Raw genomic sequence first — 21,714 nt, 5'->3', positions numbered from 1 at the left:
CGGCCCTGGATGACCTCGACGCTGTCTGACCAAAGACCGCCTCAGGCCGCGCCGTCCTAAACTCCCATGATTGTACATACCAATCGGTGCTCCCGCACCGTCAATCTCACGGAGCATCGATCTCAATGTCGGCCGCCGTCGCGTGTTGCGGATCTCGGGATGATCGATCATCGCGGCGATCCGCGCCGGAGGCAGAAGACCATCAATGCCGATCGCGCACCGCAACGCTTAGACTGGAATCAACTCGCTTAGTTGCGCGGCTGTGCACAACACCGGGGCGCGCTTGTTCGCCTTTGCACCAAATTATATGGTGCGACTTATGCGATAGTTCACAAGGGTGCGTCTTCTAATCGGATATTCTGTCCTCATGATTCGGTGCGCGGCAACTCCGTCGGACAAATGAGCGCAGCTCTCAAGCTCGATACACGCTTCATTCCGACGCTGGCAGGTGCAGCCATCGTCATGTCGCAGCTATCGAATTTCGTTTTTGCTCCGGCGCTGCCGGAGATCGGTCGTTACTTTGAAATTTCAGCTGGCCGCTCGCAGATGCTGATGAGTGTTTTTCTGACCGGCTATGCCTCCGTCCAGATCCTGGTGGGGCCCCTGGCGGATCGTTTCGGACGGCGCCCCGTGCTCATCGGCGGCGTCGCGCTGCTCGCCCTTGGCGCCGTGATCGCGGCGCTGGCGCCGGTCGTGGCAGGCGTTTTCATCGGCATCTTCATTCTGTCGGTCGGCGCAGGCGTCCTCCCGACGGTCGGCCAGGCGATGATCCGCGACAGCCGTGATGCCCAGGCGACCTTGATGATCCTTGCCCGCCTCGGCACCGCGCTGGCGCTCGCCTCGGCGCTGACGCCGATCATCGGCACGTCGCTGGTCGGAACGCTGGGCTGGCGCGGCCTGTTCGCGGTGCTCGCGGCCGTCGTGCTCGCGCTCGGCCCCTTTGCCTTTGCCAGCCCGGAGACATTGGCACGACCGGCCGAGGAGGATCGGAGGCGCCCGCATATGGTCGTGACATTGGAGAGCTACCGCATCGCCTTGGGACAGCGCCGGCTGGTGCTGTACGCCACGATGATCGGCTGTCTGACCGGCGCGCTCACCATCTTCTTCATCGGCGCGCCGTTCCTGTTCATGCATCAGCTCAAGGTCTCGGTGCATACCTACGGCATTCTCGCCTTCGTGGCCTTCCTCCCCTTCATCATCGGATCGATCGTGGTGCGAGAGTCGCTGCGGCGACAATGGCTCTCGCTGCACGCCAACATCCTCGTCGGCTGCATCCTGGCAGTTCTCGGCGCTGCGATCGGCTGGCTGACCAGCGTGTTCGAACCGTCGGTGATCCTCATTCTGCTCTCGGCCGGCACCTTCACCTTCGGCCTCGGCATGGCGGTCGTGGTCGGCCGGTCGGCGGCGCTCACGGAGGCGACGCGCGATATCGCGACCTCATCGGCGCTGGTCACGTTCCTGATGACGGTGCTAGCGGCGGCGATCTCGGCAGCCGCCGGCTTCGTCGAAACCACGGAGCATGCCCCGATCTTCAGTCTTATGTTCGTGAGTGCGCTGATCGGCTTTGCCGCCGCATTCGCCGGCAACTCCCTCGCGCGTGCGGCTGCCGCCACATGACGTCGCCGTCCGTGCCGCCCGGCAGCATTGCGATCGTCGGCATGGCCGGGCGTTTCCCGGGCGCAGCCGACATCGCCGCGTTCTGGTCGCTGTTGCGGGATGGCCGCGACGGGGTCCGGCGTCTGTCGAGGGAGGAGTTGGTCGCAGCCGGTCTCCCCGCCTCGCTCGTGGACCATCCCGACTATGTGTCCGCCAAGGGGGTGATCGACGAGGGCGACTGCTTCGACGCAGATTTTTTCGGCATCCCGCCGCGCGAGGCCGCCTATCTCGACCCGCAGCACCGTTGGTTTCTGCAGAGCTGCTGGCACGCGCTCGAGGATGCCGGCTGCGATCCCGCAACGTTCAAGGGTTGGATCGGCGTGTTCGCCGGCGAGGCCGAGCAGAGCCACCAGGCTGCGCTGCTCGCGCGCGCACGCGATGTCGTCGAAGCCGCCAGGTCGACGCCGATCTTCTTCGGCAACAGCCCCGACTTCCTCGCCACCCGCGTCTCCTACAAGCTCGACCTGCGCGGACCGAGCCTGACGGTGCAGACCGCGTGCTCGACCTCCCTGGTCGCCGTCCATCTCGCCTGCCAATCGCTCCTGACTTTCGAATCCGACCTGGCGCTGGCCGGCGGCGTGTCGATCAGCACGCCCAATGTCGAGGGCTACACGTTCGCGCACGGCTCGGTGGAATCGCCGGACGGCTGCTGTCGTCCGTTCGATGCCGACGCGGCCGGCACCCTGCCCTCCAATGGCGTCGGCGTCGTCGCGCTGAAGCGGGTCGAGGACGCGATCGCGGCCGGCGACCGCATCTATGCCTTGATCCGCGGAACCGCCATCAACAATGACGGCGGCCGCAAGGTCGGCTTCACCGCGCCGAGCATCCAAGGCCAGGCCGACGTCGTGACGCTCGCTCGCAAGGTGGCCGGTGTCGATGCCGCCGAGATCAGCTTCATCGAGGCGCACGGCACCGGCACGGTGATGGGCGATCCGATCGAGATCGCTGCGCTCGCCGACGCCTTCGGCCCGGGCGCGCCGGGCGCGGCGCGTTGCTGGATCGGCTCGCTGAAAAGCAATGTCGGACACCTCAAGGCTGCCGCCGGCGTCGCCGGACTGATCAAGACGGCGCTTGCTCTGCATCACCGGGAAATTCCGCCGACGCTGCATTATCGTGCGGCCAATCCCAAGCTGGAGCTCGGTCGCACTCGCTTTGTCGTCAACGACCGTCTGCACGCGTGGACATCGGACGGCGCGCGACTGGCGGCCGTGAGTTCGTTCGGCATCGGTGGCACCAACGCCCATGCCGTGCTGCAAGAGGCACCTGTGTTGGACCTGCCGGCGGCGGCGAACGAACGTCCGTTGATCCTGCCGCTCTCGGCCCATGACGACGAGGTCGCCGACGCCATGGTCCGCCGGCTCGGCGAAGCGCTGTTGGCGCCGCAGCCGCCCGAAATCGCCGACGTCGCCTTCACGCTGCAGACCCGGCGCCGCCATTTCGCGCGCCGGCGCGCGATCGTCGCGACAACGGCCGGCGAAGCGCGTGATGCATGCGCGGGCAGCGGGGCGGTGATCGCCAGCCGCGTCGGGGCAACGAAGCGCCCGCTGTGCTTCATGTTTCCCGGTCAAGGCGCGGAGTTCGCCGGCATGGGAGCCGGCCTGCTTCGAACCGAGCCATCGTTCAAGGACACCATCGACCGCTGCGCGACAACGCTCCTACGTCTTACCGGCGTGGATATCCGGAACGTCATCGCCGATGGCGCTGCCGGTGCTGCCGTGCTCGGCGACACCCGCTGGACCCAGCCGGCACTGTTCGTAATCGAGTATGCGCTCGCCCTGCAGCTGATGCAGTGGGGGCTGATGCCCGACCGGCTGATCGGCCACAGCGTCGGCGAGATCACGGCCGCCTGCGTCGCCGGCGTGATGACGGAAGACGCCGCGCTCGCGCTGGTCGTTGCGCGCGGCGAAGCGATGCAGGCGAGCCCCGAAGGCGCGATGCTCGCGGTTGCCCTGAGCGAAGCCGCCCTCGGCGACCTCGGGCCCGATCTCCGGCTGGCAGCGGTCAACACCGCCGCGCAATGTGTCGTCTCCGGCACGCCGCGAGAAGTCGCCGCGCAGGAGACGCGCTGGACGTCCATGGGGGTCCAGACCCGACGTCTGCCCGCGACCCGCGCCTTCCATTCGCATTTGCTGGCGCCTGCGCTGGACGCTTTCCGCGCGGCGCTGGCACGGACCGCACTGGCCGCTCCGCGTCTGCCGATCGCCTCGAACGTCCATGGCCGCTGGCTGGGTGCGACGGAGGCCTGCGATCCCGCCTACTGGATCGGCCAGGCGCTGTCACCGGTGCGTTTCCATGACGGATTGAGCTCGGTGCTGGCGGAAGGCCCGCACATCCTGATCGAGATCGGGCCGGGACGCACCCTCGCCGGCTTCGCCCGTCGCCACCCCGCCCGCACGCCCGACACCGAGATCGTGGCGGCGCTGCCACAGCCGTCGTCGAGCATCGACGACGCACGAGAGACCTACACAGCGGTTGCCGAGCTCTACGTGCAAGGCTGCGAGCTGGATTGGCATGCCTTCAATGCCGGCCGCAAACGCCGGCCGGTGGCGCTGCCGCCCTATCCATTCCGCGCGACGCGCTACGCCGTCGACATGATCGCCGACCTCGCTGCGGCGGCGCCCCCGCAGGCGACCATAGCCGAGCGGCCGGAGCAGCGCGACGTGCTGTTGCTACCGACCTGGGAGCGCCGGCCACGGCGCGTGGCGCGTCCGCTCGGCGGCACGACCTGGGTCGTCGGCGCGACAACGAGCGGGCTCGACGACGCCCTCGTTGCGGCCGTCGCTCGCGCTGGTGGACGGCTGGTGCATGTCCCGGCGACCGCCGACCGTGGCCAGTTGGTCGCACGTCTGCGCGAAGGGGCTCCCGATCGCATCCTCCACCTGGCACTTCTGCAAGAAGCGGAGGGTCATGCGCGGGCACACGGCTACGAGTCGCTGCTGCGGATGGGCGCCGCACTCGATGCCGCCAACATCGCTGCGCGCGTCGACCTGACCATCGCTGCACGCAATGTGTTCGCGGTCGATAACGACGACCGCCCCGATCCAGAGGCCGCGCTGATGCTCGGGCCCGCCACCGTGCTCGGCCAGGAGCAGCCGAACGTCACCGTGCGCGTCATCGACGTCGGACATGACGTGACCGATGCAGCGCTGCTTGCAGCCTGCGCCGCACCGGGCCCGGCGGTCTCCGCGCTACGTGGCGGCCGCGTGCTCGAACGCGGCTTCCGCCCGGTCGGCCCGATCGGTGAAGACGCGAGGCTGGACGGGCACTATCTCGTCACCGGCGGTCTCGGCCGGCTCGGCCTGACGGTGGCACGCGAGCTCGCGCGCCGGCATGGCGCACGCTTGTCGCTGCTCGGCCGCTCGCTGCCGGATGACCTCGATCGTCGCCTCCGAGACGTCACCGCCACGGGCGGCGCGGCTCAGGCATTCGCATGCGACGTGACTGATGCGACCGCCCTTGCCGCCGTCGTCGCCCGTGCGGAGGCCAGCTTCGGGCCGCTCGACGGCGTCATTCACATGGCTGCCGAGACTCGTGCCTTCGCGTCGGTCCCGGCGACTGATGACGCCGTGTCCGCGCGCATGCTTGCGGCGAAAGTCGCAGGATTGCAGGCGCTCGAAACGGTGCTCGGACGACGCGACCTGAGCGTTCGCATCCTGATGTCGTCGCTGGCCTCGCTGCTCGGCGGCCTCGGCTTTTCATCCTATGCGGCCGCGAATGCCTGGCTCGACGCGCATGCCGAGCGCGACGGTCGATGGGCGTCGCTGTGCTGGGACGCCTGGGCCGAGGGCCTCGATGCCGGCGACGTTGCATCGGCGCGCTACGCACTTTCGACGCCGCAGGCGATCGAGGCCATTGAGCGCGTCGTCGCCGGAGGGCTGACCGGCCAGGTCGTCGTGTGCGGCGGCGATCTCGACGAACGGCTTGCACGATGGACATCGCTGGCCGGCAATGCCACGGCCTCCAACGACGGTGTCGTCGATGACGCGACCGACCGCGCGCGCGGCATCCGCGACATCTTCGCCGAGGTGCTCGGACGCGCAGACCTGCCTCATGACGGGGACTTCTTCGATCTCGGCGGCGACTCGCTGCAGGCGATCCAGGTCGTGTCACGGCTGCGGCTGCGCTTCGCGTTGCCGGTCACGCCCGATCTTCTGTTCGAGCACACGACACCGGTCCGGCTCGCCGCCGCGCTCGACCGCCTGGCCACCGCAGCATCGGCCGCGCCCGCGATCACCAAAGGCGAGCTCGCCCGGCCGGTGAGCGAGGAAGCGCGTCGCATGGTCGAGGTCATGTCGGGCGAAGAGGTCAATCGACTGCTCGAACGGCTGCTGGCGGAGGGACAACCGACATGACCGCCGCGCGGCCGGCCACCGATCTGGCGACGATGTCGGCCGCCGAGCAGCGCGCGCTGCTGGCGCAGCTGCTCAGCCGCCGCAACGACCAGCCGCACAGCTATCCTCTGTCGTTTGCGCAGCAGCGGCTGTGGTTTCTCGACCGGCTCAATCCGGGCAGCCCGGCCTACAACATCCCTGGCGCGTTCGATCTGTCCGGGCCGCTCGACGTCACGGCTCTGACCGAGGCGCTGAACGATCTGCTCGCGCGGCATGCGCCGCTGCGCACCGTCTTCGCCGAGATCGACGGACACCCCATGCAGACGGTGCGCCCCGCGATGCGCGTCGCGCTCCCGGTCGTGGATGCGGCAGACGAGAACGAGGCCCGCAGGCTGGTCGATGCCGAAGTCGCGTCTCCGTTCGACCTGCGCGCGTCGGTGATCCGCGCCCGGCTGATCCGGCTGGCGCCGCAGCGCCACGTCCTGGTCATCGTGCTGCACCACATCTGCGCCGACGGCTGGTCGCTTGCAGTCTTCAATCGCGATCTCGCTGCGGCTTATGCCGCACGCCGGCGTGGGAAAGCCCCGAGCTTCGCGCCGCTCAAGACGGACTATGCGAGCTTCAGTTCCGCGCAGCGCGCCGAGCTCAGCGGGACACGGCTTCAAGACCTGCTCGGTTTCTGGACGACGACGCTGGGCGGCGTCCCCGCGCTCGACCTGCCGCTCGATTATCTGCGCCCGGCGTTGGCGCGGCTGCGGGGTGATGCGATCGATCTCAGTCTCGATGCGACGATGATCGCGGAAGCCCGCGAGCTGGCACGACAGCAGTCGACGACGCTGTATTGCGTGCTGCTTGCCGCGTTTCGCGCCGTTCTCGGTCGTGTCGCCGGACAGAGCGACTTTGCGATCGGCACGCCGGTCGCCGGTCGCACCGATCCTGCGCTCGAGAACCTGATCGGCTTCTTCGTCAACACGCTGGCGATCAGGCTCGACCTCGAGGACGCAAAGAGTTTCCGCGATCTCGTTCGACGTACCAGCGAAGCGATGATCCGGGCCCAGGCGCATCAGGATCTGCCGTTCGAGAAGCTCGTCGACGATCTCGATCTGCCGCGCGACACCAGCCGCAATCCGCTGGTGCAGGTGCTGTTCGCACTGCAGAACGCGCCGATGCTGCCGCTTCAGCTGGAGGGACTTTCGACGGCCGCGTTCCCCTATCGCCTGCCCGCCGCGCGCTTCGACATCGAGTTGCATCTGTGGGATGGGCGGCAGAGCTGGACCGGCGCGCGCGACATCGACGCCGGTCTCACCGGCAGCCTGTTCTACAACAGCGACCTGTTCGACCTGGAGACGATGACGGGCCTGGTCGCGATGCTGAAGGCCTGGCTCACAGCCGCGATGGCCGCGCCGGACCTGCCGCTCGCCGGCCATTCTTTGCTCGATGCGGCAGCGCAGGCCGACATCATCGCTGCCGGCGATGGCGGCCCGGCTTCGGAAGTCGATCTCGGCGCGCTGCTCACGCAGGCGCGCGTCGACTTCGCCGGACAATGCGCTTATCGCGATGAGTCCGGTCCGGACCTCACCTACGATCAGCTGTTCGATCGTGCCGACCGGGTCGGATCAGCACTGCATGCACGCGGTCTTGCGGCGGGAGACGTGATCGCGTTGCTGCTGCCGCGCGGCCGCGATCTCGTCTGTGCAATGCTGGCTTGCGCCCGCTTCGGCTTCACCTTTGCTCCCATCGATCCGGACCTGCCGCCCTTGCGCCTGGCGCAGCAGATCACACTGGCTGGTGCGGTGCTGGTGTTGTGTGCGAACGAGCCCGATGACAGCGCGGAGATCGGCGCCGAACGGGCGACCATCGACGAACTGATGGCCGACCTGGGCTCCGGGGCGATTCCGGCGCGGGCGACGCGCAGCGATGCGCCGCTCTATATCGTCTTCACCTCAGGATCGACCGGGGTACCAAAGGGCATCCGCATGCCCGTCGGCGCCTTCGCGAACCTGATGGCCGCACAACGCGCCAAACATGCGGAGCCGATGCGGACCCTGCAGTCGTCGGCTGTCGGCTTCGACGTTGCGATCCAGGAGGTGCTGTTTACGCTGCTGACCGGCGGCACGCTGATCCCGGCTACCGCGGCAGAACGGCGTGATCCGCAGCAATTGGCAAGGCTGATCGCACGGCAGCGGATCGAGCGGGTGTTCCTGCCATTTGCCCTGATCGCCCTGCTCGCGCGCGGCGCGGCGAGTTCGAACCAACGTCTGGAATGCCTCCGTGAGATCATCACCGCGGGCGAGCAGCCCCAAATGACGGACGAAGTCCGCGCCCTGTTCGTCCGGCATCCCGGCCTGCGGCTGATCAACCAATACGGCCCCGCAGAGACCCATGTCGTAACCGAAGAGGTACTCGACGGCGACGCCTTCCGCTGGCCGAATTTGCCTGCGGCGGGACGCGCCTTGCCCGGCAATCGGCTTTACGTGCTCGATGCACAGGACCGCCTGCAACCCTTCGGGATGGCGGGCGAGCTCTGCATTGGCGGCATGCAGGTCGCCGATGGCTATCTCGGCACGGATGAGCCGTCCGCCAGACGCTTCGTGGCCGATCCGTTCAGTGCGCATGACCGGGCGCGCATGTACCGCACCGGTGATCTCGTCAAGCTGAACCGCGACGGACGCCTCACCTTCCTCGGCCGGCGCGACGACCAGATCAAGATCCGCGGCTACCGCGTCGAGCCAGGTGAGATCGAGGTCGTGCTGGCAGCCCATCCTGACATCGCCGACTGCGCCGTGACAGCCGAGCCGGATGAATCCGGCCGCGGCCAGCTCTCGGCCTATGTCGTCCCACGGTCGGCCTCTCTGACGCTGCACGCGATGCGCGACTGGCTGCGGCCTCGGCTGCCCGATTACATGATGCCCACCCGCTTCCTGCGGCTCGACATGCTGCCGCTGTCCGGCAACGGCAAGATCGATCGCGCCGCGCTGGCTGTGCTCGGCCGTCCATTCGCGCCGCCGGCGCAGAGCCAGTCCGTCCCACGCAGCCCGACCGAACAGGCGATCGCCGCGATCTGGCGCACCGTGCTCCGCCGCGACGATGTCGATTGCGACAGCACCTTCTTCGAGCTCGGCGGCAATTCGCTGCTGGTGGTGGAAGCCTTCGACAGGATGACCAGCCAATTCGCGGTGCCGCTCGCAATCGCCGACCTGTTTCAGTTTCCGACCGTCGCTGCGCTGGCGCGCCATATCAACTCCGCCGCGCAGCCGGCTGGTATCGGTGCCGCGAGCAGCGTTCGCGGTCGGGCCCAGCGCATGCGTGGAGAGGGCCTGCGATGACAGAGAGCCCTTCGACCGAGCGTGAGGCGATCGCAGTCATCGGCATGGCCGGGCGCTTCCCCGGCGCGCCCGACGTCGAGACCTTCTGGCGCAATCTGCAGGCCGGCATCGAATCGGTGCGCGCACTGAGCGACGAGGATCTCTCTAAAGCCGGAGTTCCCGCGTCACTATCCTCCCGGCCCGATTATGTCCGCGCCAAGGCCGTGCTCGAGGACGCCGACTGCTTCGATCACGGCTTCTTCGGCTATTCGCCGCGCGAGGCCATGCTGATGGATCCGCAGCATCGGCTGCTGCTCGAGGTCGGCCATGCCGCGCTCGAGAGCGCCGGCTATCGCAAGGGCGGCATCGCCGGCTGGACCGGCGTCTTCGCGGGCGCCGCCCGCGCCGGCTACTGGCTATCGAACCTCACCGACAATCCGCGCGCGGCCGAGGGCGACGACCAGATCTTCATCGGCAACGAGAAGGATTTTCTTGCGACACGGCTGGCATTCAAGCTCGATCTGCACGGCCCCGCTGTCGACGTGCAGACGGGATGCTCGACCTCGCTTGTCGCCGTGCACATGGCCTGCCGCGCCCTGCTCGCGTTCGAATGCGACACCGCGCTGGCGGGCGGCGTGACCGTGAGCCTGCCGCTCACCGGCGGCTATCTGCACCAGGAGGGGTCGGTGCTCTCCGGCGACGGCCATTGCCGTCCGTTTGACGCAGCGGGCGATGGCATCGTGCCCGGCAATGCGGCCGCGATGGTCGTGCTGAAGCGGCTCTCGGAAGCGCTGGCCGACGGCGACGTCATCCATGCCGTCATCCGCGGCAGCGCCATCAACAATGATGGCGGCCGCAAGATGAGCTTTACCGCGCCGAGCGTCGAGGGACAGGCCGAGGCGGTGCTGCTGGCGCAGCAGCTCGCCGGCATCACCGCCGATGAGATCGGACTGATCGAGGCGCACGGCACCGGAACGCGGCTCGGCGATCCGATCGAGGTCAGCGCGTTGACGCAGGCGTTCCGCGAGACCACGCAGCGGAATGGCTTCTGCGCGCTGGGCAGCCTCAAGGGCAATGTCGGCCATCTCGACGCCGCCGCCGGCGTCGCCGGATTGATCAAGGCGGTCTGCGCGGTGCGCGACGGCGTCATCCCGCCCACCATCAACATCAACACGCCCAACCCGGCGATCAACTTCGCCTCCAGCCCGTTCTATCTCGCGACGGACTCCAAGCCCTGGAGCGACGCAGTCCGTCGCGCCGGTGTCAGCGCCTTCGGCATCGGCGGCACCAACGCTCATATCGTGGTCGAGAGCTTCACCGCGCCGCGAAACGCCGGACAAGACGGAAGCTGGCGCGTGCTGCCATTCTCCGCCCGCGACGAGGCCGGTGTCGAGCGACTGGGCGCGGCGCTCGCCGGTCGTCTGGCCGGCAGTGAGGTCACGCTCGCCGACGCCGCTTATACGCAGCAGGTCGGACGTACGGCTCATGATCAGCGCAGCGCCATCATCGCGCGTGATGCGGACGAGGCCGCCGCGACGCTATCGGGCCGAGGCGGACGCCGCGTCGGCGCCCGCGCGCTGGCGCGGCCGAAATGCGCGTTCCTGTTTCCGGGCGGCGGCGTCGCCTATCCCGGCATGGCGCGCGGACTGCTCGACCAGGAGCCGGCGTTCCGTGACGCGCTGCTCGATGTCGCCGCGCATCTCGACGTTGCCGGCGTCAACGTGCTGCCGCTGATCCGCGGCGCCGCGGACACCCCGGCCGACCGCGGCGCCCGCGTCGCGCTGCCCGCGACGTTCGCGGTGTCCTATGCGCTGGGGCGGCTGTGGCAATCGCGCGGCGTGACGCCCGACATCATGCTCGGCCACAGTCTCGGGGAATATGCTGCCGCGACGCTCGCCGGCGTGTTCACGCTGGCCGAGGCCTCCCGTATCGTCGCCTTGCGCTCGGCACTCCAGGAGGCAAGTGCGGCCGGCGCGATGCTGGCGGTGATGGCTCCAAGCGATACGGCGATGGCGCTGGCGGGGCCCGAGATCGACCTTGCTGCGATCAATGGCCCGGCCTTGTGCACGCTCTCCGGCCCCGCGGCCGACATCGGCCAGTTGGAGCGCAAGCTGGAGGCGCACGGCATTCGCACCCAGCGCCTTGTCCTCAATGTCGGCGGTCACTCGCGCGCGATCGACGGCGTGATGCCCGCCTTCGCCGCCGGCTTTGCCGAGGTGCCGCAGCGCGCACCGTCGTGCCCGATGATCTCGAGTCTTTCGGGCGATTGGCTTCGGCCAGGCGAGCTCACGCCCGACTACTGGATCGCGCATCTGCGCCGCACGGTCCGCTTCGATCGTGCATTGGCAGTGCTGCTGCGCGAGCCTGACCTCGTCCTGATCGAATGCGGCCCGGGCGAGGCCTGCACGATGCTGGCCGCGCAGCATCCCGCCTACGGCGCGAACCACCACCGGGTGACGTCGTTGCGCAAAGCCGGCGTCGATGACGATGACAAGGCCGTGCTGCTGACCGCCGCCGCCCGGCTGTGGTGCGCGGGCGTCGACGTCGATCTCTCCGCAACCGCAGGCGTCCCGGACGGCGTCCGCGTGCCACTGCCGACCTATCCGTTCGCACGCAACCGGCTGTGGATCGACGCGCCCGCACCTGGCGAGCGCCGCGGCGCGGCAACGGACAAGCCGATCGACGAGTGGTTCTATCTGCCTGCCTGGCGCCGGGCGCTGCCGCCGGCACCGCGACCCGGCGCCGTCTCGGGTGCGGCGCTCGTGTTCGACGACGGCAGCGTCATGTCTGCCGACGTGATCACCGGGCTGCGCAAGGCCGGGCACGATCCGGTGCTTTGCGTCACCGCCGGCGACGGCTTTGCGATCGACGATCAGGATCGTTTCCAAATTCGTCCCGGCTCGGCCGAGGACCTCAATCTGCTCCTCGTCGCAGCCGGCGTCGCACCTGCACTCGCCGTTCATCTCTGGAGTGCAGGTGCCGATAGCGGAGCCGACGCCGAGGTCGGCAACGGCTTCATGACGATCGTCGCCTTGATGCAGGCTTGCGCGACCGCGGGACATGCGCCGCCCGCGCGCATCGTGATCGGCGTGCGCGATGCCGTGCTCGTCGACCCCCAGGACGAACTGATCGCAGCGCGTCCGACGTTGCTCGGGGTGGCCCAGGTCCTGCCGCAGGAATTCCCGGGCTGCGAAGTCAGCGTCGTCGACCTCGACCGCCGTGGATCGCCGCAGATTGCCGTCAATGGCCTGCTGCGCGAGATCAGCGCCGTCCGCCCTGAGCCTGTCGTGGCCCTGCGCGGGCGCCGACGCTGGCTGAGGGACTACACGCCGGCGCAACTCGGCTCCGATGCAGCGCTGATCCGCAACATCGCTTCCGGCGATCTCGTGGTGATCACGGGCGGCCTCGGCCGTGTCGGCCGGCTGCTCGCGGACCATCTGGCGCGCCAGTTCGGCGTCCGCGTCGCGCTGATCGTGCGGCCCGGATTTCCGGACGAAAGCCGCTGGAGCGCTTGTGATGCCCGGCATGCCGAGCGCGTCGCTACGCTGCGTCGGTGGCGCAGCGAAGGCCTTTCCATCGATGTCGTGGCAGCCGACGTCGCCGATCCCGCAGCCATGGCGCAAGCCATGATCGCCCTCGAACGCACGCATGGTCCGGTCGCCGGGATCATCCATGCGGCCGCGGTGACCAGCGGCACCGCTCTGATCAGCCCCATCCTCCAGCTGACGCCGGAGGATGCGGCCGCGCAATTTTCTCCCAAGCTCGCCGGGCTGGATGGCCTCGACGCCGCCGTCGCCGCATGCACGGCGCCGCCGCGCTTCGTCGTGCTGCTGTCGTCGAACGCCGCCATTCTCGGCGGCCTCGGCTTCGCCGCGTACTCGGCTGCCAACCAGGTGCTGGATGCGGCCGCGGCGCTCCGCAGCCGGCAAGGCACGACGGACTGGATCAGCACCAATTGGGACCGCTGGCTGACCCGCGACGATGAGCTTGCGGGAGGCGCCGCTACCAGCATGGATGCGTTCGCGATGCGCCCGTCGGAAAGCCTCACCGCGATCCTGCGCATCATCCTGCAGGGCGACGCCGAGCAGTTCGTCGTCACCCGCGGTGACCTCGCGCGGCGCCGCCAGATCTGGATTGCGCGTGAGAGCGCCGAGACGGCGGCTGCGCCACAGCCGCACGCCGCGCAGCGCCGCACCGCCTACCGCGCGCCGGAGGGCGAGATCGAGTGCCGCCTTGCCACGTTGTGGGGCCAGTTGCTCGGGATCGACAAGGTCGGCGCCGACGACAACTTCTTCGATCTCGGCGGTCATTCGCTGCGCGCGGTGCAACTGCTGGCGCGCGTCACCGATCAGTTCGGCGTCCGCCTGTCGCTGAAGACCTTCTTCGCCGCGCCGACCGTCGCAGGCATGGCGCTCCACATGGGCCAAGCCCTGACTGAGACGACCGACACGGCGACCTTGACCAGGCTGCTCGACGGCCTGGATCAGCTCGCGGGCGGCAGCATGCCGGAGGCGCTGGCCTCATGACCGCGGCAGCAGAGATCGCCGAGCGGCTGCGGCAGCTCTCGCCGGCACAACGGGCGGCGCTGAATGCGCAGCTTGCGACTGCGCGCGTCTCCGAGGCGACGCTCGCGCCCATCGGCAAGGTGCTGCCGACGGCGGGCGGCACCGCGCCGCTGACGGCCGCACAGCGCCGGCTTTGGTTCCTCGACAGACTGTCGCCGGGCGACTACGCCTATAACTCGCCGCTGCCGTTGCGGCTCACCGGGCCGCTCGATACCGAACGCCTGGAGATTGCGCTGCGCGCGCTGGTGGCCCGCCATGCGGTGCTGCGAACCTCGTTCGGCGAACGCGACGGCGAACCGTTCCAACTGATTTCGCCGAGCGTCGATGTCAGGCTCGCACATAACGACCTGTCGCAGCTGGGCCCTGAGGAACGCGAGGAGCGGCTGAACCTTGCCGTGGTCCGGCACGCCCAGCACCGGTTCGATCTCACCCGCGCGCCGCTCATCGCGGCCGAACTCGTCAAGCTCGGCGAGCGCGACCACGCGTTGCTGCTCAATCTCCATCACATCGTTACCGACGGCTGGAGCGTCGGCGTGCTGCTGCGCGACCTTGATGCGCTCTATCGTGGCGAGAGGCTGCCGCCGCTGGCGATCGATTACGCCGATCTCGCTTATCACGAAGCCTGCGATGACGAACGCCTTGCCGGCGCGCTGGAATGGTGGCGCCAGACGCTGGCCGGCCTGCCGGTCACGGAGCTCCCGACCGATTGGCCGCGACCGCCGCAGCAGAGCCACTCGGGCGATGCCGTCGCGGTGACGATCCCGCCGCAGCATGGCCGGCTGGTCGATGCCCTGGCGCGCCAGCACGGCACATCAGCCTTCGCCGTGTTTCTCGCCGCCTTCGCCGCCCTGCTCCACCGCTACACCGGCGAGCAGGATCTCGCGATCGGCTCGGTCACCGCCAATCGCCAGCGTCCCGAGTTGGAGCCCTTGATCGGCTTCTTCGTCAACACGCTGGTGATGCGCCAGCGGCTCGATCCGGAGCGCAGCTTCGCCGAGCTCGTCAAGCAGACGCATCGCACGGCGATGGCGGCGCTCGATCATGCGCTCACGCCGTTCGACCGGCTGGTCGAGTCCGTCAATCCGCCGCGCGATCCCTCGCGCAATCCGCTGGTGCAGGTGGCGCTGTCGGTGCAGCCGGATTTCCCGGCCACGGGCCGGCTCGGCGACAGCATGGTCACGATCCTGTCGGCTGACTACAAGGCCACGCGTTTCGATCTCGAGCTGCATTTATTTCCCGACGGCGCCGGTGGCTGGCGCGGCGTGCTGACCTACGCGGCGAGCCTGTTCTCACGCGAGAGCATGGAGGCCTTTGCGGCGCGCTTTCGCGCGTTGCTGACGAGCGCCGTGACGCGGCCGGCAACGGCCGTCGCCGACCTCGCTCTGACGACGTCTGCCGAGCGAGAAGCACTCTCGGCGCAGTCCACGGGCGTACCTGCATCGCCTTATGTGAGCCTCCCCGAGCGCTTCGCACATCATGCAGCGGCGCGCCCGGGTCACCCGGCCCTGATCTGCCGCGGCGAGCAGATCGGCTATCGCGAGCTCGAGACACGTGTCGAGACGCTCGCTGCTGCCCTTGCCGAGCGCACACCGGAAGGCACGGTCGTCGCGGTGCTCGGGCCATCCTCCCCAGCACTGATCATTGCGCTGCTGGCGATCTGGCGCAGCGGTCGCTGCTATCTTCCGCTCGCGCACGATCTGCCGCCGGCGCGCATCGCCGAGCTGCTCGCGGATGCGCGGCCGGCGCTGCTGCTGACGACCGCATCGGCGGCGCAGCCGCTTGCGGTCGATGTGCCACAGGCTTCCGTCGCCGAGCTATTGGCGAACGCCATGCCGCGCTCGCTGCCCCTGCCGGGTACGAACCAGCTCGCCTATCTCATCTACACCTCAGGTAGCACCGGGCGCCCGAAAGGTGTCATGGTCGAGCATGGCGGTCTCTCCAACCTCGCCGATGCGCAAGCCGACGACATCATCCCTGATGGCCGGACGGCGCGCGTGCTGCAGTTCGCCGCAATCAGCTTCGATGCCTTCATCTTCGAGGTCGTGATGGCCCTGGGCCATGGCGCCACCCTGCTGCTGCCCGACCAGGGTGACACGGTCGACCGGCTCTCCGTCACCGCACGCATCCGCGACGGCAGCGCGACGCATGTCACGCTGCCGCCAACGCTGCTCAGCCATCTGCGCCCCGCCGATCATCCGTCCCTTGCCGCGGTCGTGGTCGCGGGCGAGACCTGTCCTGCCGGCCTCGGCGCGTGGGCGAACGCCGTGCAGCTGTTCAACGCCTACGGCCCGACCGAAACGACGGTCTGGAGCACCATCGCGCGCGTCGAGAGCGATGCGGCACCGACGATCGGCCGGCCGATCCGCGGTCATCGGGTGGCGGTGGTCGACGCCAAGGGCGCGGCGCTGCCGAGCGGCATTGCGGGCGAGATTGCGATCGGCGGCGTCGGCCTTGCGCGCGGCTATCTCGGCGATGCCCAAGCGACGGCGGCGCGTTTCCGCACCGACCTGCGGCTTGCGCCCGGCGAGCGCTTCTATCTCACCGGCGATCGCGGTCGTCTCCAGCTCGATGGACAAATAGCCTTTCTTGGCCGAACCGACCAGCAGTTGAAATTGCGCGGTTACCGCATCGAGCCGGCCGAGATCGAGGCTGCGCTCGCACGGCATCCGGATGTCACAGAGGCCGCCGTGACGATGCGTGATGGATGTCTCGTCGCCTTCGCCGCCCCGCGTGAGTCCGCAAAGCTCGATGGCGCTGAGCTTGCGGAGTTTCTCCGCCAGCGCCTCCCCGGCTACATGGTTCCGGACCGCATCGTCGCCGTGCCGGCGATGCCGCGTACACGCCACGGAAAGCTCGATCTGTCGACGCTCGTGGCTCTGCCCGGAGCCGGCTCGGCGCCGCGCCGCGCGGCGCCAGCCGGCGAGGTCGAGATGCAGGTCGCAGGCATCGTGGCCGGCGTGCTCGGGCGCGATGCCGCGCAGGCCGCCGAGCTCGATCGCGACGCCGACTTCTTCACGCTCGGCGGCCACTCGCTGCTGCTGTTGACGTTGCGGGACCGGTTGCAGCGCGTGACCGGCCGCGAGCTGGCTCTGGCGACCCTGTTTGCTGGATCGAGCATCGCGCAGATCGCCCGCACGCTGGCGTGGGACGACGATGCACCCGGCCTGCCGGATCATATGCTGCCGTTCCGGCGCGAGGGCAACGCAGCTCCCCTGTTCCTGGTCCATCCGGCGATCGGCACGTCGCTGGGCTACGGCGCGCTGGCCGACGCGTTGCCGCGGGACTGGCCGGTGTTCGGCCTCGAGGCGCCGAAGGCCGAGCAGGCGCACGACCTCACGCGTCTCGCAGCCAGCTATGTCGCGCTCGTCCGCCAGGTGGCGCCGCGCGGTCCTTATCGCATCGGCGGCTGGTCGCTCGGCGGCGCCATCGCCTTCGAGATGGCCCGGCAATTGGAGGCCGCGGGCGAGCCCGTGCAACTGGTGCTGATCGATGCCGGCCTGCCATGGCGGGGCGCCACGCGCGGTCCGGTGCGCATCGGCGCCCTAGTCGTCGGGCTCGGCCGCGAATTGCTGCGCAGCGTCCCGCGATCACCTGCCGACATCACCGATCTGGCGCGGCTCGCCGGCGACCGCAACACCGGCACCGCGCGGGTGGTGATCGGCCTCGCCCGTGAGCTGATGCGACGCTGGCCCTGCTTCGCGGCGCTCAGCCGCGCCTGGCTGGACTACGCACCCGGCGCCTATGGCGGACCGACGCTGATCGTCCGGGCCAGCACGGACGGCGCCATCGCTGCTGGCGATCCACTGGTCGAAACAATCTGTCCGCATTTGACGCGAGCGCCCGAAATCCGCGTCGTGCGCGCGGCCCATCTGACCTTGCTCGGACGCAAATCAGTTGCGGCCCTTGCTGACGCGATCATGAACGGCCTTGCCACACGCGATGGAGTGCAGCCATGACCCATCAGCGCATCCTCGCCATGGACGGCGGCATCAGCGGCTATGTCACGGCCGAGGTGCTGCGACGCACGGCGGACCGCATCGGCCGGCATGGCGGCCATTTTCTCGACAGCGCCGACATCATTGCCGGCACGTCTGCCGGCGGACTGAATGCGCTGTTCCTCGCTGCCCATGAGGATCCCGATCACGGCATCGAGGGCGCACTCGGGTTCTGGGAGCATATCCTCGACACCACCTTCACCTTCAAGCCGACCCGCCTCGTCGCCGGCTTCGTCGGCGCCAAGGCGTTCGACGACCGCCAACGCATGATCGATTTCCTGGTCAGCTATTTCGGTGCCGACACGCGGCTGGGCGACCTCAAGCGCCGTGTCGTCGTACCGGCATTCCAGCTACATCACGAGCACGCCGGAGAGCGGCAACGCCAATGGCGACCGCGGCTGTTCCACAACATTCCCGGCATCCTCGATTATTCGCCCGACGAGCGCGTGGTCGACGTCGCTCTGCGCACCAGCAACATTCCCGTGATCAGCCCGATCTTCGCGAGCATCGCCGGCGGCGACATCGGCTATCTCGATGGCGGGCTGGTTGCCAACAATCCGTCGATGTGCGCCGTGTCGGCCGTGTTCGAGCAGCGCCGGGCGGCCGGTCAGCCGATCGACGTCGAGAGCGTCAGCGTGCTCTCCGTCGGCTGTGGCCGCAAGCCGCTGTCGGTGAAGCCTGAGATCGTCGACGGCATCGCCGACTGGGGCTATGGCCAATGGCTGCTGTCGCCGAAGGAGCCGATGCTGCTGGTGCGGCTCGCCATCCGCGGCGGCGGTGCCATCATCGAATATCAATGCGCTCAACTGCTAGGCACCAATTTCAAGCGCATCGATCCCTATTTCAATGCAGCACCGCATCCGTTCGACGTCGGCCAAACGCGCAAGGTCATCGAGGACGCGCTTGCCCATACCGACGTCGAGGCCGCGGTCGACGAGATCTGCCAATGGCTGCACGTCCAGGGCTGGATCGGCGACGTTCCACCGGGCCCGGAGGGCCGCGACGTGATCACGCCCGCGCTGCAGCCCGATACGACGCTGGAGCCTGGAGCGTGAGCGGGATGCCAGCCACTTCCGGCACTCGGAGCGCGCCGGGCCGCGCCTGGATCGGCGGCGATCCCGAGACGACGCGCCGACTGCGCCTGTTCGCGCTGCCATTCGCCGGCGGCAATGCCGCGAGCTTCGGCGAATGGCCCGCGAGACTGCCGGGCTCGATTGCGTTCTCGCCGGTGCACCTACCCGGCCGCGAGCGCCGCATCATGGAGCCGGCCATCGACGATGCGCAGGCGCTGATCGCGCAGCTCGTTCCCGCGATCGCGCCCTGGCTCGACCGCCCCTATGCGCTGTTCGGGCACAGTATGGGCGCGATGCTCGCCTATGAGCTTGCGCAGGCGCTGCAGCACCGCGGTCTGCCTGGACCGGAGCTGGTGATCATATCGGGCCATGGCGCGCCCAACCTGCCGCGCCGGTTTCCCGTTATTTCTCATCTTGCGGACGCGGAATTTCTGGCCGCCGTCATGGAGCTTGGCGGCCTGCCCGCAGTGCTGCTGGAGGAGCCGGAGTTGCTGGCGCTCGTGCTGCCCGCGCTGCGCGCCGATTTCAAGCTGTGCGAGACCTATGATTGGCGTCCTCGTCCGGCACTCGCCTGTCCGATCCTGGCCATCGGCGGCCGCAGCGATCCCATTGCCGGCCTGCCCGAGCTTCAGAGCTGGCAGGCCATGACGTCGCAGACTCTCACCTGTGAGATGTTCGACGGTAACCACTTCTTCATTCATCACGCGATGCCGGCCGTCGTGGCGTTGATCGCCCGCGCCATCGCGGAACGACTGCGCGACCCATCCTGCGCGCGTGGTCCCACAGCTTCGGAGTTGCGCATTTCATGACGGGGACTGCACCTTCGCGCGCCAAGCCGCGCATCATCATGGTCTCGGGCAAGGGCGGCGTCGGCAAGACCACCGTCGCCGCGGCGACAGCAGTCGCTCTGGCCGCGAGCGGCCGCAAGACGATCGTGATGTCGTTCGATCTCGCGCATAGCCTCGCCGACAGCTTCAACATGAGCGAGGAGCTGTTCAGCACGGCGCGCGGGCAGGCCGTGAAGGTGCGCGACAACCTCGATTTCCAGGAGATCGACGTCCAGGAGGAGATGCAGCGCAACTGGGGCGATGTCTACAAGTATATCGCCTACCTGCTGATGGGCGGCGGGCTCGACGGCATCGTCGCCGAGGAGGCTGCGATCATGCCGGGCATGGAGGACATCATCGCCCTTCTCCACATCAATCAATATGCCCGCGAGGGCACCTATGACGTCATCGTCGTCGACTGCCCGCCGACCAGCGAGTCGCTCCGCTTCGTCTCGATCATCGGCTCGATCGATTGGTATGTGCGCAAGCGGCTCAAGATCGACCGCCGCGTCGCCAGCGTCCTGCGACCGATTGCCAAGAAATTCGGCGGCGAGTCCATGATGCTGCCCGAGGACGGCTATTTCGCCGCGCTGCAGAGCCTGTTCGAGAAGCTCGAGGGTGTCGAGACGATGCTGCACGACCCCACCATCACCTCGCTGCGGCTGGTCACCGTACCCGACCAGATGGTGGTCCGTGAGACGCAGCGGGCCTACATGTACTTCAACCTCTACGGGATCGCCATTGACACCGTCGTCGTTAATCGCATGCTGCCGAAAGGCGACGGCTACTTCTCGCACTGGGTGGAGCGGCAGACCGCAATGATCGAGACGGTGCATAGCTATTTCGATCCGGTGCCGATCGCGACCATTCCGTTTCAGCGGAGCGAGGTGGTCGGGGTCGAACGGCTGGAGGAGTTCGGCGCTCAGCTCTATGGCGATGCCGATCCGGCCGAGGTGCGTGTGGCCACGGCGCCGTTCGGCTTCGCCAAGGTCTCCGACAATGAGCATAGGCTGTCGGTGCAGCTGCGGTTCGCACCGAAGGACAAGGTGGAGATCTCCAGGGACAACGAGGATCTCTTCATCCGGATCGGGACGTTCAAGCGCGTCATCCTGCTACCCCGCGCCCTGGTAGCGATGCAGACCGCGGGCGCAAAGATGAACGGCGATGCACTCGAGATCACATTCAGAAAGGATGCGCATTCATGATCAGTCGCGGAAGCTTCCCGTTCCTGAAACGGGCCCTGGAGACGTCGGAAGACCTGAAAGATGAATTGCGCGAGGTCGCCGACACACACAATTCTGCGATGCGAACCTTGCTGGAGCAGGCCCTGAAGGCTCAGGCCGAGCTCTACAAGGGCCAGCTCGCGGTGGTCGAGAACCTGATCGGCAAGTTGCACAAGCCGTCCGCGCCGCCGCCAGGGACTCGTGCGCGCGCGGCCGCGGCGACACCGGCCCCGGCTCCGGCCAGCTCGCCGCCGTCGCCGACCACATCCGCCGGCATCAGCCCGGTTCATACCAGCCGCGCGCAGGCGATCGCCACAGCGACCGCGGCAGCCACTGAATCGGCCACGCTGGCCCAGCAGATCAGGCCGACCGTGTCTGCGGCGACCGAGCTGCGGACCGCAATGCCGTCCCGTCCCACCCCCTTCCCCACCAAGGATTCTTGAAAGGACCGACCATGACTGAGGCCCATGACAAGGACGACACCGTCGACGCCGCAACCCTCGGACTGAAGGGCATCGACCTGCAGCCGCTGCTGCACTATGCGCAAGCCGCCATCAACCAGGTGCTCGGGCCGCTACTGGCCGGACGCGCCGAGAGCGTGCAGATCATGCGCAAGCATATCCTGCGCAGCGAGGCCGAGCTGCTACGCGGCCTGCTTGCCGTGGTCGAGAAAGAGGAGCAGCGCGCCGAGAGCGGCCCGAAGGAGCGCCGTCCGCAACGCGTTCCCGTCGAGTAGGTC

General features: G+C 68.4%; 10 protein-coding genes. All 10 read left to right on the top strand.

The features are described from left to right. Positions 1 to 252: 252 nt before the first annotated feature. The 10 genes from HL666_RS22635 to HL666_RS22590 are packed head-to-tail and all read left to right on the top strand — an operon-like array spanning position 253 to position 21,711. Positions 253 to 1,617, top strand: a complete 1,365-nt coding sequence (locus HL666_RS22635; protein WP_246741609.1) for an MFS transporter — start codon at positions 253 to 255, stop codon at positions 1,615 to 1,617. Next, the gene (locus HL666_RS22630; RefSeq protein WP_172183729.1) at positions 1,614 to 6,008 is read left to right on the top strand and encodes a type I polyketide synthase; all 4,395 of its coding nucleotides are present in this window, start codon (positions 1,614 to 1,616) and stop codon (positions 6,006 to 6,008) included. The genes HL666_RS22635 and HL666_RS22630 overlap by 4 nt, the downstream gene beginning before the upstream one ends. Beyond that, complete coding sequence (locus HL666_RS22625; RefSeq protein ID WP_172183727.1) at positions 6,005 to 9,313, top strand: non-ribosomal peptide synthetase; 3,309 nt, start codon at positions 6,005 to 6,007, stop codon at positions 9,311 to 9,313. Before HL666_RS22630 ends, HL666_RS22625 begins: the two co-directional genes overlap by 4 nt. Next, complete coding sequence (locus HL666_RS22620; protein WP_172183725.1) at positions 9,310 to 13,818, top strand: type I polyketide synthase; 4,509 nt, start codon at positions 9,310 to 9,312, stop codon at positions 13,816 to 13,818. Before HL666_RS22625 ends, HL666_RS22620 begins: the two co-directional genes overlap by 4 nt. Beyond that, positions 13,815 to 17,813, top strand: coding sequence for a non-ribosomal peptide synthetase (locus tag HL666_RS22615; protein WP_172183723.1), 3,999 nt, complete (start codon positions 13,815 to 13,817; stop codon positions 17,811 to 17,813). The genes HL666_RS22620 and HL666_RS22615 overlap by 4 nt, the downstream gene beginning before the upstream one ends. Then, positions 17,810 to 18,907: a patatin-like phospholipase family protein gene (locus HL666_RS22610; protein WP_172183721.1), complete on the top strand. Its 1,098-nt coding sequence runs from the start codon at positions 17,810 to 17,812 to the stop codon at positions 18,905 to 18,907. The genes HL666_RS22615 and HL666_RS22610 overlap by 4 nt, the downstream gene beginning before the upstream one ends. A gap of 5 nt (positions 18,908 to 18,912) precedes the next feature. Next, on the top strand, positions 18,913 to 19,734 hold the full coding sequence (locus tag HL666_RS22605) for a thioesterase II family protein (protein ID WP_172183719.1): 822 nt from the start codon (positions 18,913 to 18,915) through the stop codon (positions 19,732 to 19,734). Beyond that, entirely contained in the window at positions 19,731 to 20,957 is a 1,227-nt protein-coding gene (locus HL666_RS22600) for an ArsA family ATPase (RefSeq protein WP_172183717.1), read from the top strand. Before HL666_RS22605 ends, HL666_RS22600 begins: the two co-directional genes overlap by 4 nt. Then, positions 20,954 to 21,418, top strand: a complete 465-nt coding sequence (locus tag HL666_RS22595; protein ID WP_172115207.1) for a hypothetical protein — start codon at positions 20,954 to 20,956, stop codon at positions 21,416 to 21,418. Before HL666_RS22600 ends, HL666_RS22595 begins: the two co-directional genes overlap by 4 nt. Positions 21,419 to 21,429: 11 nt before the next feature. After that, positions 21,430 to 21,711, top strand: a complete 282-nt coding sequence (locus HL666_RS22590) for a hypothetical protein (protein ID WP_172115205.1) — start codon at positions 21,430 to 21,432, stop codon at positions 21,709 to 21,711. Positions 21,712 to 21,714: the final 3 nt, after the last annotated feature.

This window comes from Bradyrhizobium aeschynomenes (assembly GCF_013178945.1).
Classification (GTDB): Bacteria; Pseudomonadota; Alphaproteobacteria; order Rhizobiales; family Xanthobacteraceae; genus Bradyrhizobium; species Bradyrhizobium aeschynomenes.
Note: the sequence above shows the minus strand (reverse complement) of the source record. Positions and strands in the feature narration are given on the sequence as shown.